The sequence below is a fragment of the Arthrobacter koreensis genome (assembly GCF_035792275.1).
GTDB classification, from domain to species: domain Bacteria; phylum Actinomycetota; class Actinomycetes; order Actinomycetales; family Micrococcaceae; genus Arthrobacter_B; species Arthrobacter_B koreensis_A.
Map to the genome: position 1 here is coordinate 31,020 of NZ_JAMWKK010000003.1, position 14,645 is coordinate 45,664.

The window sequence follows — 14,645 nt, forward strand, 5'->3', positions numbered from 1 at the left end:
CGCGATTCGCTGGACAAAGAACCTTGCTTATGATCGTCAGACACTAAAAGCAGGAGGGCCCTCCGAAGAGGACCCTCCTGCTGTCTGGATTCGTACCTAGCGCGCGTCCATTGAGGAGGACGCAAGCTTGGCCCGCAGCTCGCGGCGCTCGCGCTGCTTGTCCGGGTCGGGCAGCGGCACTGCCGCGATCAGGCGCTGCGTGTACTCTTCCTGGGGGTTGCGCAGGATCTGGTCACGCGTGCCCTGTTCCACAATCCGGCCGCTGCGCATCACGCAGATGTGGTCTGCGAGTACGTCCACCACTGCGAGGTCGTGGGTCACGAACAGGCAGGCGAAGCCGAGTTCGCGCTGCAGGTTCTGGAACAGTTCCAGCACCTTGGCCTGCACTGAGACATCCAGCGCCGAGGTCGGCTCATCCGCCACCATCAGCTTGGGCTTCAGCGACAGTGCGCGGGCAATGCCCACACGCTGCTTCTGTCCGCCGGAGAGCTCATGCGGGTAACGGTTCCGGTATGCGCGGGGCAGTTCAACCTGGTCGAGCAGTTCCTCGATCCGGTTCTGCAGTGCAGCGCCCTTGGCCTCACCGGCGAGGAACATCGGTTCGCCGATGCTCTCACCAATGGGCAGGCGGGGGTTCAGCGAGGATGAAGGGTCCTGGAAGACCATTCCCACCTGGCGGCGCAGGGCGTGCATGGCCTTGGAGTTGGGCTTGAGTTCGGAAATATCCGTACCCACTACCCGCAGTTCGCCTTCGGCCACCGGCAGAAGCCCGACGGCGGCGCGGCCGATGGTGGTCTTGCCGGAACCCGATTCGCCCACCAGCCCCATGACCTGGCCGGGCAGGATGCGGAGGTTTGCTCCTTCAACGGCCCGGAAGGCAGCAACCCGGCCCTGCTTGGGGTACTCGATGGCCACATTTTCCAGGACCAGCACCGGCTCTCCGCCTGATTCTTCAAGCTTTGCGGCGGCGTCGGCCCGCAGGCCGGAGAGGACTTCCGCTTCCCGCCGCTCGAGCTCAGCGTGGTCCACGGATTCAAGCTCGACGTGAGTCGCAGCGGCCAGTGCCGCTACGACGTCGACGTCGCCGTCGCCGTCTGCGCCCTGCCCCAGGTGCGGGACGGATTCAAGCAGCGCCCGGGTGTACGGGTGCTGGGGATTCGAGAAGATCTCCTTGGCGGTCCCGGTTTCCACGATGACACCGTGGCGCATCACGGCTATGCGGTCGGCCAGGTCGGCAACCACGCCCATGTCGTGGGTGATCAGAACAATGGCCGAGTTGAGCTTGTTGCGCAGGTTGCGCATCAGGTCCAGGATCTCGGCCTGGACCGTCACGTCCAGGGCGGTGGTGGGTTCATCGGCGATGAGCAGTTTCGGATCACAGGAGAGTGACTGGGCGATCATGGCGCGCTGGCGCTGGCCGCCGGAGAGCTGGTGCGGGTAGGACCTAAAAGCCTTTTCCGGGTCCGGCAGTTCAACCATGTCCAGCAGCCTGAGGGCACGCTTCTTTGCTTCGTCCGGTGAGAGCTCATTGTGCAGTCGGAGTGTCTCCACAATCTGGAAACCCACCGTATATACGGGGTTCAGCGCAGTCATGGGTTCCTGGAAGATGACTGCGACGTCGTTGCCGCGCACCTGCCGCAGCTTGTGCTGCGAGAGGCCCAGGAGCGGTTCCCCGTCCAGCAGGACGTCGCCGGTTACCCGGGAATTCTTGGGCAGCAGCCCCAGCAGGGCCATGGAGCTGGCGCTCTTGCCCGAGCCGGATTCGCCCACGATCGCCAGGACTTCTCCGGCGTTCACATGGTAATTCAGGCCGATCGCGGCGGGAACCCATTCTTTGTCCACGCCGAAGTCCACGGAGAGGTCGCGGACCTCGAGGACCGGCGGCCGGCCCGTTGAGCTCGCCTGTGTTGTGCTGATGGTTTCAGTCATGGCGGTGGTTTCCTTCCGTCCAGGCTGCGCGCCGGCCCCGGATCACCGGGCCGATTACGGAGGCGCCTGAAAATGCTGTAACGATGGGGGTATGCCGAACCCGCAGAGCGAGCCCGTGACCGAAGTTTTCCGTCCGCGAACCACCAAGTGGTTCGTGGGCATTGCCGTTGCCCTCACGGCCGCCGCGGTTGTCTCCGCGGCCTGGACCAGCGGCGTCGGCGGCGTTTTGGCCACCGCTCCCCTGCTCCTGATTCCGGCCAGCGCGGCGTGGCTGTTCTGGTATCCCAGCGTCCGGGTATCCGAACTCGGCGTCCGGCTGGACAACCCTTTCCGGACCGTTGAGGTTCCGTGGGCTGCACTGATCCACGTGGACACCAAGTACGCGCTGAAGCTCGTGACCCCGAAGGGCTCCTACACGGCGTGGGCTGCTCCCGCTCCCGGCGTCTGGGGCACCCATGCGGGCAAACCCGAACACCTGCGGAACCTCCCCGGCACCACCTACGGCGCCGGCGGTTCGGTGCGTCCGGGAGACCTCAGCCACACGGACTCCGGCCAGGCTGCCCGCTTGGTGCGCGAACGCTGGGAAGTCCTGGTCAACGCCGGCCGGATCGATCCCGACCAGACCGACGCCGCACGGGCCGCGGTGAGTTTCAACTGGCGCTGGATGCTGGGCCTTGCCGCGGCGGCCGCGGTGCTGTTCGCCGTGGCGGGGCTGGCCTAGGACAGCCGGCCCCGCTTCGGCGGAAAGCGTCCGCATTAGTTGCCGGCCGTCTTGGTCTTGACCTTCTTGGCGTTGAACTTCTTCTGCCGCGGGTCGAAGGCATCGCGCAGTCCGTCACCAATGAAGTTGATGCACAGGCAGATTGCCACGATGAACAGGCCCGGCCACCAGAACAGCCACGGGCGCGTCTGGAAGGCTTCCTGGTTCTGGCTGATCAGCAGGCCGAGCGAAGTGTCCGGGGGCTGCACACCGAAACCGATGTAGCTCAGGGAGGTTTCCAGCAGGATTGCTGTGGACATGAGCAGCGTGGTGTTCACGATGATCACGCCGACGGCGTTCGGCAGGATGTGCTTGAAGATAATCCGGTTGTTGGAAGCTCCGGCGATCCGTGCCGCATCGACGAACTCCCGCTCCCGCAGGGAGAGGAATTCACCGCGGACCAGCCGGGCCAGTGATGTCCAGGTTGCCAGGCCAAGGAAGATGCCCAGCAGGATGACGCCGATCCCGGCGCCGACCAGGCGGTTGGCAATCTGGCCCAGGACTGCAGCCATGACGATGATCGGGATGATGATGACGACGTCGGTCAGGCGCATCAGCACAGCTTCGACCCAGCCGCGGAAGTAGCCGGCAACCGCGCCGACGACCGAGCCCACGATGCAGGCGATGATGCCCACCAGGAACATCACGATGATGGACTGCTGTGTGCCGCGCATGGTCATGGCGAACATGTCACGGCCAATGCGGTCCTGGCCGAAGGGGTGCTCACCCCAGTTGAAGAGGTTCACGAAGGTGGGTGCACCACCGTTGACCTGCTCGGTGAACTGGCGGTAGTCGTACTTCCACCAGCCGGGAATGCCTGCAAAGCCGATGGAGCTGAAGGCCAGGATGCAGATCAGCGCGAAGACAACCAGCGAAATAATCGCGGCAGTGTTGTCGAAGAAGCGCTTGCGGACAATCTGTCCCTGTGAAAGGCCCTTGGTCTTGGCCTTGCCGCGGGAGTCGGGATCCGTGCCGGGCGGGTTGGAGGGGGTTTCGGCTGAAAATGTAGTGCTCATGACTTCACCCTTACGCGCGGATCAAGGACGGTATAAACAAGGTCTGCCACCAGGTTGAACACCAGTGCCAGGATGCCGGTCACCAGGAAGAACCCCATGATCGGGTTGGGGTCAACCCGGTGGAGCGCCTGGACGAACAGCTGGCCCATGCCGCTGAACGCGAAGACCTGCTCGGTGATCACCGCACCGCCGATCAGTGCACCGATGTCGAAGGCCACGATGGTGGCCAGCGGAATCAGGGCGTTGCGGAACGCATGGCGCATCACCACGGTGCGCTCGGAGAGACCCTTTGCGCGTGCCGTCCGAATGTAGTCCATGTTCATGATTTCCAGCATCGACGCGCGGGAGTAGCGGCTGTAGCTGGCCAGGGAGGCCAGCAGCAGGGCGATGGTCGGCAGCAGCAGGTGCGTAAAAGTATCAACGCCGCTGATCCAGAAGTCCCCGTTCAGGCCGGGAGTCGAGGCACCGACGGTTGCGATCGGCCGGTCGCGGATCCGGGAGTTGTCCATGTAGGCCGGCCAGGCGTACATAAAGCGGTCCAGGACAATGAGCCCTCCGACCAGCAGACCGGTCAGGGCCGCACCGCGCATGCTCTGCCCGCGGTCGTATCCGCCCATCAGGTAGCCGACCAGGCAGCCCACGGCGACAGTGGCCAGGGCGAGCAGGAGCATCATCAGCCAGGTGGCGGAGTTCAGGAGCGGCTGCAGGGCGTAGTAGGCCACGATGCCAATGGCAACGGTAATCAGCGCCGAGTAGAGGGCCTTGCGGTTCTTCAGGCCCGCGCTGAGGAGCGTCACTCCGTAGGCGATGGCTACGCCTGTGATGGCGATGACAACCGGGCCGAGGCTCGGGGTGGCGAACCAGCCGGTGGCACCCAGGACGAAGAGCAGGCCGGCGGCGACGGCGAAGCCTGCCACGAACGCAATGATCCTGCGGCGGGCGTTTCCGCCGGCGAAGACTACCCAGATCAGGCCGCTTGCTGCTCCTACGGAGAGGACAACGGATGTAGGTATTTGCGGATCTGCCAGGAAGTTGTTGAAGCCGATGGCGCCGTATTCCTTAAGCAGGACGGCGAGCCAGAAGATCGGCAGGGAGAAGAAGAGGAACGCCATGAAGGTGACGCCGTAGTCCAGCGAGCTGTACTGGCGCAGTGCCGTGATGATGCCCAGCGAGATGCCCACGATGATGGCCAGGAGGGTGGCAGTGGTAACGAGCAGGATCGTGGCGCCCATGGCACGGGCCAGGGCATCGGTAACCTGCTCGCCCTGGATGCTCTGGCCCAGGTCGCAGGTGGCCGCGAACGGCGCCAGGCACTTGACGGCGCCGCCCAGCCAGTAGAAGTAGCGCAGGGGTGCCGGAACGTCGAGGTCAAGGAGTTCAGTCCTGGCACGGATGAGCTCGTCGCGGTTGGGTGCGGGATTCTCGCGCAGGTCTTGGAGTGGATCGCCTGACGCCGCTGTCAGGAGATAGACCAGGAACGAAGCCCCGAAGAGGATTAGCACGGCGGTCAAAAGCCGCCGGACGATGTAGGTAACCATAGAGTGTCAGCCTCATTAGAACGGGTCCGGGGGTTCTCCCGGCACTCGCTGAAGTGTAGTGCAGGTCATAAGTGCGGGGAATTTGGTTAATCCCAATCACTTGTCCGCTGCTATGGGGGTTTGGAAAAGACAGGGCGCCGGGACCGTAAAGGCCCCGGCGCCCTGCGGGTATTGCTTAGCTGTTGAGGCTAGGAATTAGTCCAGAACTTCCCATTCCCAGAAGTTCCACCAGACACCGGTCTGGTTCGGCATGTAGGAGTTGATCCCGCCAATGCTGTCGCTGTGCGCGTCAACGCCCGGCGACTGGAAGAGCGGCAGGCCGAAGGAGGAGTCCCAGATCAGCTTGTCGATCTGGATCTGCAGTTCCTTCTGCTTCTCAACATCGGTTTCCAGGATGAGCTGATCCATGAGGGCATCAGCTTCGGGGTTGGAGAAGCCGCTGTAGTTGGACGCAGCGCCGGTCTTGAACAGCTGCGGTACGCCGGTCACGCCGACACCCGAGTTGATCCAGCCGAAGATGGAGGCGTCGTAGGTGCCGGTGCCCAGGGCGGAGCCCCAGTCAGAGGCGCCCAGGCCGCCGTCGACGACCTTGAAGCCGGCTTCGGAAGCAGACTGGGCGATCAGCGTGTAGGCGTCGGAGCGGTTGGGGTTGTCCTTGTTGTACATGATGCGTACTTCAGGGGTGGCACCGGCAAGCAGTTCCTTGGCGCCTTCAACGTCAACCTCGGCGTACTCGGAGGAGCCGTTGTTGGCGGCGGAGTCTTCGTAGCCGTCCTGGTCGGACAGGAAGATCTGCGAATCCAGCGGAGCTGCATCCGGGTTGAGCTTCTTGACGATCGAGTCAACGATTGCCTGGCGCGGGATGACCTTCATGAAGGCGGTGCGCACGTTCTCGTCGGCGAAGACGCCGGAGAAGTTCAGGTCAACGTGGTCGTAGGAGAGCTGGTTGCCGGAGTTGATGGTTACACCGTCAATGGCTTCAAGCTGCTCCACGGTGTCGGCCGAAGCCTGCGGAGCAATGATGTCCACTTCACCGTTCTTCAGAGCCTGGACCTGGGCGGGAGCATCACCGATGTAACGGACGATGATCTCGTCGATCTTGGGCTCAGGACCCCAGTTGTAGTCCTCGTTGCGGGTCAGGGTCATGGAGTTCTCGGGATCGATCTCCGAGACAATGAACGGACCGTTGGAGAGGTACAGGGAGGCATCCGAGGGCAGCGACTTGGTGTCGAAGCCGGTGTTCCAGAAGTCGGCAACTGCCTTCAGCTCTTCGTTGACCGGAGCCGGGTTTGCCGGGTCGCCCGCGGGCGTGTTCTGGATGAGTTCGATCAGCGCGTCGCCGTCGGCCAGTCCGGCCTTCTCGGCAACCACGTGCGCCGGGGTGCTGACGCCGCCGTCGGTCATGGCACCAAAGGCAACTTCCCAGTCCGCGAAGGGCTCGGAGTAGGTCATGGTGATGGAGCGGCCGTCGTCGCCGATTTCGGGAACGTCGGTCAGGCTCAGGCCTGAGGTGTCACCGGCGTAGTCGAAGTAGGTGGTACCGGAAACGGTCTCGCCTTCTTCGTTCAGCGTGGCGTCGTTGAAGTGGCCGGAGTTGACGGCCCAGAGGAGCATGAGGTCGTCAGCGTCGACGGGCTCGCCGTCGGACCAGTTCACGCCTTCGTTAACGGTGTACTTAACCGTCAGGGGATCCTCGGAGACCTTTTCGTAGGTGCCGAAGTCTTCCAGCGGCTCAACCTTGAGTTCATCGGTGATGTAGTTGAACCCGGAATGCGTGGCGTACGCAATCTTGCCGTTGATATCTACGTTGCCGTTCGCCGTGTTGCTGTTGAACGAGCTGAAGGCGTTAACCTCCACAACGCGGACAGAACCGCCGGTGCTCTCGCTGTCAGTGGAACCGCCGTCGGTGGTCCCCTGATTCGCTGCACAGGCGCTCAGTGCGAGAGCAGCAACAGCTGCCACACCCACTGCTTTGGAAATACGTGCAAAACGCATTCCGCCTCCTATTTCTCAGTGCGTCATTGTCTCCGGCGGGATTACCGGAATCACGGACAGCGCAGATCCTGCGTGCCTCGTCGCATATGACTAAGAGAGTAGACCGCGGACTGCTACCGGCCCGTAACTTGGTTCCCGACGCGACACGGTTGTTACACGTTTGCAACCTGAAAATTATCATTACGCCGCATGCTCTGGTGTGATGGTATTTGAGCCGCTATTGTGCCCCCGCACACACTTCTGAGGGCCTTTTGGGCAGGGATAGGATTCAGGTGGGGCCGGGAACCTGGCCCGCACCCACTCAGCGGAGGACTCTTGTGAAGCTCACAATCATCGGCGGCTCGAAGGGAACCGGCGCCAAGCTGGCCTCCCTCGCACAGGCCGCAGGCCACGAAGTGACAGTCCTTTCCCGCAGCGGACAGGGCCCGGAAGGCGTCCGGGTACTTACCGGGGACGCCGGGGATCCCGCTGCCGCGGCGTCGGCCGTTGCCGGTGCGGACGCCGTCGTCGTCACGGTGGGCGGCGCCAAGGGAAACCCGAAGCACCGGGCAGCCGTCACCCGCACTGTCATTGACGCCATGAAGAAGCAGGGTGTGCAGCGGCTGATGGTGCAGTCCTCCCTGGGCGCCGGGGACTCCGGCTCGCTGATGCCGGCCCCGCTTCGGATCGCGATGAAAGTGGCCCTGGCAAAACCGCTTGCCGACCACAATGAGCAGGAAGCGGCTGCGCAGGGTTCCGGCCTGGATTGGACGATTGTCCGGCCCACCGGCCTGACCGACAAGGAACCGACGGGTTCCTGGCAGGTACTCCAGACTTCGGAGCCCGGTACGCTGCGCGGTTCGATTCCCCGCGCAGACCTGGCCGCCTGCATGCTGGACCTGCTCGAAGATGCGGATTCAATCGGCAAGGCAGTGGGAGTCAGCAGCTAAGCCGACGGCCCTAGCCCGCCGCCGCCGGCTGGGGAAGCGGAGCCTTCCCGGCCCTCGCCTCCTTGATCCGCGGACCCGCGAACCACAGGGCGATCCCTGCAAGTACCCACACACCCAAGGTCAGGGCAGCGCCTGCGCCGCCGACGCCGTCGAAATAGGCCACGGAGCGGACCAGCGTGCCTGCGGCCCCCGGCGGGAGCAGCTGGCCAACCAGTGCGACGCCGGCAGGAAGCCACTGGGCGCTGGTGGCAATACCGGCAAACGGGTTGCCCACAAACATCATGGACATGGCGGCAACAGTGAAGCCCTTGGTGCCGAAGCACTCGTTGAGGCCCGCCAGCGGCAGTGCCAGTGCTGCGATGCCGAGGGTGACGCTGGCGGCCACCGGGACCAGAGGGCCTTCGATACTGCCAAAGAGGTATTTAAGGACGGCCGCGACAACGAATCCGCCCGCGACTGAGAAGCCGGTGAGGCCTGCGAAGATCCACCAGCGTTTGCCGGAGAGCATGGAACGGAATGCCACGGCCGGCACGATCCCCCCGAATACCAGCGGGAAGGCAAGTCCGCCAATGCCAACGCCGGTTGGATCGCCGGAGGGCAGCGGGACTACATCAACAATCTCGGCAGTCTGTCCCATGCTTCCGGCCATGGTGGCCCCCACGTTGCTGATGGTTCCGGATACCGCAGTTGATCCTGCACTTGCTACGTAGACCGTCATGTCCGGTGCCGAGAAATCGAATCCTCCCACAATGTCCCGGTCCCGGATTCCCTGCTCCAGCGCGGCGGCACTTTCGTAGGGATGGACTACGAACGCTCCCGGAGACTGCTCCTCAAGAGTTTCGGCGATCGATTCCGCCTGCTGCTCTGGTCCAACCACGCCCAGCCCGAGGTCCCGCGGACCGGAGAGCAGGGAGGGCGAAATGAAGAGCATGAGCAGGGCCAGGAGGATCACCGAAAGTCCGACGGTAAGGCCCGCCCAGATCGCTGCGTGCCTGCGGTGAGAACCCGTTTCCGAGGTTTTGGCGGTCATGCTTAATCCTTCTTTACGGAGGGATTTCCTCCACTTCTACCGGAAGATATTCCTCCGGTTTAGACTGGAGGTCAAATCGAAGGAGTACGAATGAGGGCAGACGCCGTACGCCGAAGGCAGAACATCATTGAGCACGCCAAGCACGTCTTCGCCGAGCGTGGCGGCGACGTGGCGCTCGAAGCCGTTGCAGCTGCAAGTGGCGTGGGCATTGCCACCTTGTACCGCAACTTCCCGTCACGCGAGGACCTGGTCCGGGCCGTCGTCCAGGACACAGTGGAGCAGATCACGGGTGCCGTTGACGAGGCTGGGTCGGCCCTGGACACCGACCCGTCCGGCGCCTGGAAGGACCTGCTGTCCAGACTCATGTCAATGAAACTGGGGGCGTTGACTGATGGGCTTGCCCTCCAGGCCGGCTCCGCCCGGGATCTGGACTCCACTCCCCTGGCACAGGTGCAGCAGCCTGCTGTGGATGCCCTCAACAGCATGCTTGCGGAACTCAACCGGCATCGTGCTGTCCGGAAGGACCTCACGGCGCTGGACGTGATCGTGGCCGTCGCGACCATCACCCGCCCTCAGGTCTCACCTATCCGCGGTGCCGCTCCCGGAGTGCCGGAACAGCTGGCTGAGGCCTATCTGCTCTGGAGCCTGGGCGGAAGCTAGCCGCCTGAACTGCTGCTTCGCGGATCTGCCTGTCCGTTGGCCAGCGGGATGTAGCGGGATCGACCCTCCCAGGTTCCGTGCTCTGACAACGGGCGAAAGCGCAGCGTGGTGAATTCATGGTGGAAGTCCCGGCGTTCACGTTCGACCATTGCCGCGGCGTGGCGGCGGGCTGCCTCCCCGCTGTCCCTTCCGGACACCATGCCGGTCATCGCTCTGGTACTGGTCCAGACCGAGAACGTTGAAACGGTGCGCGGCAGCCGGATGCCTGCCAGGGCAAGGGTGGCTTCGGGGTGGTCCCGAATCTGGCTTTCCACCGGCTTCCCCCAATGGATGAAGCGCGGCAGTTCCGGAAGGCGCAGCCGGGCGAGGGTTACAGCCACGACCGGCTCGTGCGGGTTGGCCGGTTCTGTCGATTCCGGCAGCCCAGAGAGCTCAGAGACTTCGCCCCAGCGTCGAAGGAACTGCATTCTGACGTGCCAGCCTCTATCCAGCTTCTTTCCCAGCGGATTTTCCGCCAGGAAGGCGATCAGGGACTGCTCGTTGTCCCACTCCGCGAACACTGCGGTGCGTTTGAGCTGCATCCTGCGGGTTGAGACGATTGGCGCGCCCAGTTCCATGCCGGCGAACACCTCGGAGTGAGCCAGGCCCTGCGCTCTGGGCGGGCGAAGCAACGCTGCCATGGCTGTGAGCGGCGGCAGGTGTGCGAGGTGGAACGAGTAGATGCTCATGCTGCCGGCCGAGCTCACTCCCTCTCAGATGCTCCGCTGTCCGCATTACCTTCGTCGGCCTGACCGGTCAGGTTTTTTCTCTTCGATTTGAACAGCCCGGCAACGCTTCCGCCAACTGACCCTGCTTTGCCCGCAACGGCGCCAGTAACATCCTTGACTTTCGTGAGCGCCGGCGGCTCATCCGGAATGCCGTCACCGTCGATGTCCACACTTCTGAACGGCCGGGTCACCGTCCCTGCAACATTCACTGCGCCAGTTCCGACCGCTGCCGCGCCGCTGCTAATTGCTCCCCCGACCGAACCTGCCGTGTCGGTCAACCAGTGTCCCGTTGATCTTGCGGCATCTTCCAGCGCTGCGAGCGCCCGGTTGGAATCGTCGGCATCCTCGGTCGAGCCGACACTGGACCGGTCAAGGACGGCAAGGTGCGCGGGGAACTCTCCTGGTGCCTCCGGAAACGCTGACCGGGCCGCTTCTACAACTTCACGACCAAACACAAATCGTGCAACACCACCGGCGAGGGCACCGACGCCATATTCCACTGTCGCCTGCTGCTTGCCGCTAAGGGTCTCCCGCACTGTGTCCAGCTGTCCCGTCTGCATGGTCCGCACAAGGCTCTGCGCTGCGCCGCCTGGCAGGGCGTCCGACAGAGTCGTGGCCCAATGTGACCAATCCGCACGTCCGGCCGCGATCCGGTTTCCGACTCCCACTACGCCGGCCGGCCTGTCTTCGGCCAGATCCGTCGCCATCGCAGCAATCTGCTGCTGACTCACCCGCTCATTGGACAGCCCGTACACGAGCGTGTGGGCTTGGTCCTGGTCGAGTTTCATTCCATGGATCTCCGCCAGTCCAAGTGCGAAAATCGCGGTGAGTTCAAACTGCAGCTGTTCGTCTCCTGCGGGGAGGAGAGCCGCAGCTCGGGTTGCCCCACCCTTGGCAGCCATTTTGGCTGCCTGTTTAGCGGCTAGCTTGGCAGCTTCTTTGCCGCCCTTCTTCGCCGCCTGCTGGCCAGCGCTCTTTACTCCGGCAGCAGCAGCGCCGACGCCGGGAATCAGGGCAATGCCAATGTCAGCCGCAATAGCCCCGGCTGTCATGAGCGCCCCTGCGGTCGTAATCGAGGTGGCGTAATGGCGTTCCAGCATCTGAATCACCTGAGCAGGAGAAGCCTCCGGATGTCGACGCCGAATCCTCATTACATACTTGCGCGCTATCGAGTGTCTGGCGCTGACAGCTTTCGCGATGTCGCGTTCGGCGTCCTCCCCGACCAGCTCCGCTTCCACCGTGACGGCCTCGAAACCGGTCATTGCTTGCTCCTCGCTACTTCTATCTCACTGAGAGATGCGCTGAAAATGCCATTCGGGTCCGCCTTCCATATCCCGCGCACCCCCTTACTGTGACTGTAATCGCTGCTTCTGACACCAGGGGGCGGCGCGCTCAGGCATCATCGTCGTCGTCGTGCTAAATCTGCAAAACAGGCGTTGCTTCAGTTCCAGGAATTCAGTCAGCCCGCCGGTAGTGCACGGAGATCGCCCCGTTGCTCATCGGCTCGGCGTTAACAAGCTCCAGACGGCGGGCGCTGTCGAGAAGGCCTCCGTACAAGGTGGGACCATGCCCCGTGATCATGGGGTGCACCAGAAACCTGTAATCATCAATGAGGTCCAGCTGGTCCAGCACCGAGGCGAGTTTGCCGCTGCCGAGCAAGATTCCGTCGGGAGTCTTGTCTTTGAGCTCCTGCACTGCTGCGCCCAGGTCGCCTTCGAGCAGGTGGCTGTTGTTCCACGGGAAATCACTGCGCGTTGCCGAGGCTACATACTTGGGTTTGTCCTCAAGCGTCAGCGCCCACTCGCGGATCGCCGGCGGCGCCTCGACTTCTCCGCGGGCGACGAGAGGCCAGTAGCTCTCCATCAGCTCGTAGGTGGTGCGCCCCCACAGCATTGCACCGTTCTCATCCAAGAGCCGGGTGTAGTGCGTGTGGGTCTCGTCGTCGGCGATCCCTTCGAGGTGGTCTACACAGCCGTCCAGGGTGACGTTGTAGCTGAAAGTGAGGGAGCCCATGGAGCGATTCTCCGGCGGCCCGGTCCCGTGTGCAATCCGTTTGCGGAATTGGCACTTCCAGTCGCGTGAAAGACCGGTGGCCCTCCGCCGCCGCCGGCATTCTGAACCATACGGCGACGGAGGGCGATACTCGCCTTAGTCGAGAACGGAGTCTTAGTTCAGAAATGGTTCCTAGTCCAGAACCGAGCGGACGATCTCGGCGATGCGTTTCTCCGTCTCGTCGTCAATGGTTTCGAAATACCACGCAGCCGGCATAAGGGTCCCGTCCGGTCCTCCCGCTGGCCGGAACCGCGCCTTCTCCGTGACCGCCAGGTTCAAGCGTTCATCGTTGCGCAGGGTTAGCAGCGCCGGTGCGCCCGCAGCCAGCGCGTACGCTGGCATGCCGTACCAGATGCGTGGCTTGAGGCCCGGGGCCGCGTCCATGATGACGTCATGCACCTGCTGCATGAGTCCGCGCTGCGGCTCATCCATGCCCGTGATCTTGGCCTGTACCTGGGCCAGGTTCTTCTCGTCCTTCGATGACATGTTGCGTCCTTTCGCCGGCCGATGCCGCGCATCGGCAATGAAGGTGGCGCATCAGTGCGCCGCACCCCATCCGGACGTGTCCTGGAAGGCAGGCCTCTCCGCGATGATTCACGTGGTCTTCACGTGGAAGCGCAAACGGTGGCGATGCCACCGGCATCAGGGTAACTCTTTCCGGGGCCGGGTTGAAGGGCCGCGGGCCCGGCGGCGTTTGGACCCGGCAGCCGCGGACTGGTGCGTTTTAGTCTGTGTTCAGCTTCTGGGCGAGCATCACGATTATTCCGCTGGGGCCGCGGACGTAGGCGAGCCGGTAAAGGTCCTGGTAACCCGCTATCCCGCGCAGCGGGTAACAGCCATGGTTCGCGGCGATCATCAGGGCGGCGTCGAGGTCATCAACTGAGAACGCCACACGGTGCATCCCAATCTCATTCGGCGCGGTAATGCCCCGTTCGATCGCTGCAGGGTGAAGGTATTCGAAGAGCTCCACTTGCCCGTGCCCGTCCGGGGTCTGCAGCACCGCGATCTTCACATGATTACCGTCGAGCCCGACGGCGGTGTCCGCCCACTCCCCCTGCACAGTGCCGCGCCCGGTAGTTATGAGGCCAAGGTCGGTGAAGAAGGCGACGGCGCGCTCAAGGTATCGGACGGCGATACCGACATTCTCCAACCGAATGCTCATGCGCTCGATGCTAGCCAGCTGGTGTGTTTACCTGGAAGGCCCCGCAGGGAATACACCGCCCCGCACGTGGGTTGTGTCTTCGCTGGCGAACGCCGGCGTCACAGCGAAGGAAGACCAGATAATGACACGTGTAGTGATCTTTGGCGGAACCGGCTATGCGGGAAGCAACATCGCACGTGAGGCCGCTGCACGCGGCCACGAGGTCACCTCTTATTCCCGCAGGCCTCCGGAGCAGCCGCTGCCCGGAGTCGAATACCGCACCGGATCGCTGGCTTCGCCGGAAGTGGTCACCGCAGCTGCCGCCGACGCCGATGTCCTTGTTGTGGCTGTCCATGGAGCCGACGTCGATGGCTCACCGCTCTCTGCGTATGTCCCGGCGCTGATCGATGCCGCGCGCACCAACGGTGCGCGTCTTGCCTTCGTTGGGGGCGCAGGCTCCTCGCTGGTCGCCGAGGGCGGTCCGCGGCTGGTTGACACCCCTGACTTCCACGAGGACTGGAAACCCGAAGCCCTGTCCCATTCCGAGGTACTCGAAGCGCTGCGGCAGGCACCGGAGGACCTCGACTGGTTCTATGTCAGCCCCGCAGCGCTCTTCGGCGCCTTCGCACCGGGAGAGACCACCGGTTCCTACCGGACCGGCGGCGACGTCCTGGTGACCAAAGACGACGGTTCCTCGGAGATCTCGGGTACTGACTTCGCCCTCGCCTTTGTCGACGAGATCGAGAACCACGCACACCCGCGTCAGCGGTTCACTGTCGGGCACTGACAGCACGATCGGTCAGCAGGCACAGCCCTCCCCACACAGGA

Annotated in this window: 14 protein-coding genes; 4 read left to right on the top strand and 10 right to left on the bottom strand. The window is 63.6% G+C overall.

What is annotated here, in order from left to right; translation table 11 throughout:
* Positions 1-96: 96 nt before the first annotated feature.
* Positions 97-1,929: an ABC transporter ATP-binding protein gene (locus tag NGB94_RS03635; protein WP_325789169.1), complete on the bottom strand. Its 1,833-nt coding sequence runs from the start codon at positions 1,927-1,929 to the stop codon at positions 97-99.
* A 91-nt stretch (positions 1,930-2,020) separates the two neighbouring features.
* On the opposite strand from NGB94_RS03635, the gene NGB94_RS03640 reads away from it, so the two are divergent.
* Positions 2,021-2,650 carry a PH domain-containing protein gene (locus tag NGB94_RS03640; RefSeq protein WP_325789171.1) on the top strand — a complete coding sequence of 210 codons (630 nt, stop codon included), beginning with the start codon at positions 2,021-2,023 and terminating at the stop codon, positions 2,648-2,650.
* Positions 2,651-2,685: 35 nt separating this feature from the next.
* Here NGB94_RS03640 and NGB94_RS03645 read toward each other — a convergent pair whose 3' ends face one another.
* The 3 genes from NGB94_RS03645 to NGB94_RS03655 all read right to left on the bottom strand — a co-directional run bounded on the left by NGB94_RS03645 (position 2,686) and on the right by NGB94_RS03655 (position 7,238).
* Positions 2,686-3,705, bottom strand: a complete 1,020-nt coding sequence (locus NGB94_RS03645) for an ABC transporter permease (protein ID WP_325789173.1) — start codon at positions 3,703-3,705, stop codon at positions 2,686-2,688.
* Positions 3,702-5,243, bottom strand: a complete 1,542-nt coding sequence (locus NGB94_RS03650; protein WP_325789174.1) for an ABC transporter permease — start codon at positions 5,241-5,243, stop codon at positions 3,702-3,704. The genes NGB94_RS03645 and NGB94_RS03650 overlap by 4 nt, the downstream gene beginning before the upstream one ends.
* 195 nt (positions 5,244-5,438) lie before the next feature.
* Complete coding sequence (locus tag NGB94_RS03655) at positions 5,439-7,238, bottom strand: ABC transporter family substrate-binding protein (RefSeq protein WP_152226623.1); 1,800 nt, start codon at positions 7,236-7,238, stop codon at positions 5,439-5,441.
* A 317-nt stretch (positions 7,239-7,555) separates the two neighbouring features.
* On the opposite strand from NGB94_RS03655, the gene NGB94_RS03660 reads away from it, so the two are divergent.
* Positions 7,556-8,167, top strand: coding sequence for an NAD(P)-binding oxidoreductase (locus NGB94_RS03660; protein ID WP_325789176.1), 612 nt, complete (start codon positions 7,556-7,558; stop codon positions 8,165-8,167).
* Positions 8,168-8,177: 10 nt separating this feature from the next.
* Here the strand turns inward: NGB94_RS03660 and NGB94_RS03665 are convergent, their stop codons facing one another.
* On the bottom strand, positions 8,178-9,197 hold the full coding sequence (locus NGB94_RS03665) for a hypothetical protein (RefSeq protein WP_325789177.1): 1,020 nt from the start codon (positions 9,195-9,197) through the stop codon (positions 8,178-8,180).
* Between the two features lie 90 nt (positions 9,198-9,287).
* On the opposite strand from NGB94_RS03665, the gene NGB94_RS03670 reads away from it, so the two are divergent.
* Positions 9,288-9,857, top strand: a complete 570-nt coding sequence (locus tag NGB94_RS03670) for a TetR/AcrR family transcriptional regulator (protein ID WP_325789179.1) — start codon at positions 9,288-9,290, stop codon at positions 9,855-9,857.
* Here NGB94_RS03670 and NGB94_RS03675 read toward each other — a convergent pair.
* The 5 genes from NGB94_RS03675 to NGB94_RS03695 all read right to left on the bottom strand — a co-directional run bounded on the left by NGB94_RS03675 (position 9,854) and on the right by NGB94_RS03695 (position 13,838).
* Complete coding sequence (locus NGB94_RS03675) at positions 9,854-10,585, bottom strand: hypothetical protein (protein WP_325789181.1); 732 nt, start codon at positions 10,583-10,585, stop codon at positions 9,854-9,856. The two genes, NGB94_RS03670 and NGB94_RS03675, sit on opposite strands and share 4 nt — an antisense overlap.
* A gap of 14 nt (positions 10,586-10,599) precedes the next feature.
* A complete protein-coding gene (locus NGB94_RS03680; protein ID WP_325789183.1) occupies positions 10,600-11,886 on the bottom strand; it encodes a hypothetical protein in 1,287 nt (428 codons plus the stop codon).
* A gap of 193 nt (positions 11,887-12,079) precedes the next feature.
* Positions 12,080-12,637 carry a dihydrofolate reductase family protein gene (locus NGB94_RS03685; RefSeq protein ID WP_325789184.1) on the bottom strand — a complete coding sequence of 186 codons (558 nt, stop codon included), beginning with the start codon at positions 12,635-12,637 and terminating at the stop codon, positions 12,080-12,082.
* Positions 12,638-12,808: 171 nt separating this feature from the next.
* On the bottom strand, positions 12,809-13,162 hold the full coding sequence (locus NGB94_RS03690) for a DUF1801 domain-containing protein (protein WP_325789186.1): 354 nt from the start codon (positions 13,160-13,162) through the stop codon (positions 12,809-12,811).
* Positions 13,163-13,400: 238 nt separating this feature from the next.
* Entirely contained in the window at positions 13,401-13,838 is a 438-nt protein-coding gene (locus tag NGB94_RS03695) for a VOC family protein (protein WP_325789188.1), read from the bottom strand.
* 121 nt (positions 13,839-13,959) lie between these two features.
* On the opposite strand from NGB94_RS03695, the gene NGB94_RS03700 reads away from it, so the two are divergent.
* Positions 13,960-14,604 carry an NAD(P)-dependent oxidoreductase gene (locus tag NGB94_RS03700; protein WP_325789189.1) on the top strand — a complete coding sequence of 215 codons (645 nt, stop codon included), beginning with the start codon at positions 13,960-13,962 and terminating at the stop codon, positions 14,602-14,604.
* The last annotated feature ends 41 nt before the right edge of the window (positions 14,605-14,645 follow it).

Bases quoted from the DNA above. Each gene is read 5' to 3' on its own strand.
- NGB94_RS03700 (WP_325789189.1), top strand. From the start codon at position 13,960: ATGACACGTGTAGTGATCTTTGGCGGAACCGGCTATGCGGGAAGCAAC.
- NGB94_RS03650 (WP_325789174.1), bottom strand. From the start codon at position 5,243: ATGGTTACCTACATCGTCCGGCGGCTTTTGACCGCCGTGCTAATCCTC.
- NGB94_RS03670 (WP_325789179.1), top strand. From the start codon at position 9,288: ATGAGGGCAGACGCCGTACGCCGAAGGCAGAACATCATTGAGCACGCC.
- NGB94_RS03695 (WP_325789188.1), bottom strand. From the start codon at position 13,838: ATGAGCATTCGGTTGGAGAATGTCGGTATCGCCGTCCGATACCTTGAG.
- NGB94_RS03690 (WP_325789186.1), bottom strand. From the start codon at position 13,162: ATGTCATCGAAGGACGAGAAGAACCTGGCCCAGGTACAGGCCAAGATC.
- NGB94_RS03680 (WP_325789183.1), bottom strand. From the start codon at position 11,886: ATGACCGGTTTCGAGGCCGTCACGGTGGAAGCGGAGCTGGTCGGGGAG.
- NGB94_RS03675 (WP_325789181.1), bottom strand. From the start codon at position 10,585: ATGAGCATCTACTCGTTCCACCTCGCACACCTGCCGCCGCTCACAGCC.
- NGB94_RS03635 (WP_325789169.1), bottom strand. From the start codon at position 1,929: ATGACTGAAACCATCAGCACAACACAGGCGAGCTCAACGGGCCGGCCG.
- NGB94_RS03665 (WP_325789177.1), bottom strand. From the start codon at position 9,197: ATGACCGCCAAAACCTCGGAAACGGGTTCTCACCGCAGGCACGCAGCG.
- NGB94_RS03685 (WP_325789184.1), bottom strand. From the start codon at position 12,637: ATGGGCTCCCTCACTTTCAGCTACAACGTCACCCTGGACGGCTGTGTA.
- NGB94_RS03655 (WP_152226623.1), bottom strand. From the start codon at position 7,238: ATGCGTTTTGCACGTATTTCCAAAGCAGTGGGTGTGGCAGCTGTTGCT.
- NGB94_RS03640 (WP_325789171.1), top strand. From the start codon at position 2,021: ATGCCGAACCCGCAGAGCGAGCCCGTGACCGAAGTTTTCCGTCCGCGA.
- NGB94_RS03645 (WP_325789173.1), bottom strand. From the start codon at position 3,705: ATGAGCACTACATTTTCAGCCGAAACCCCCTCCAACCCGCCCGGCACG.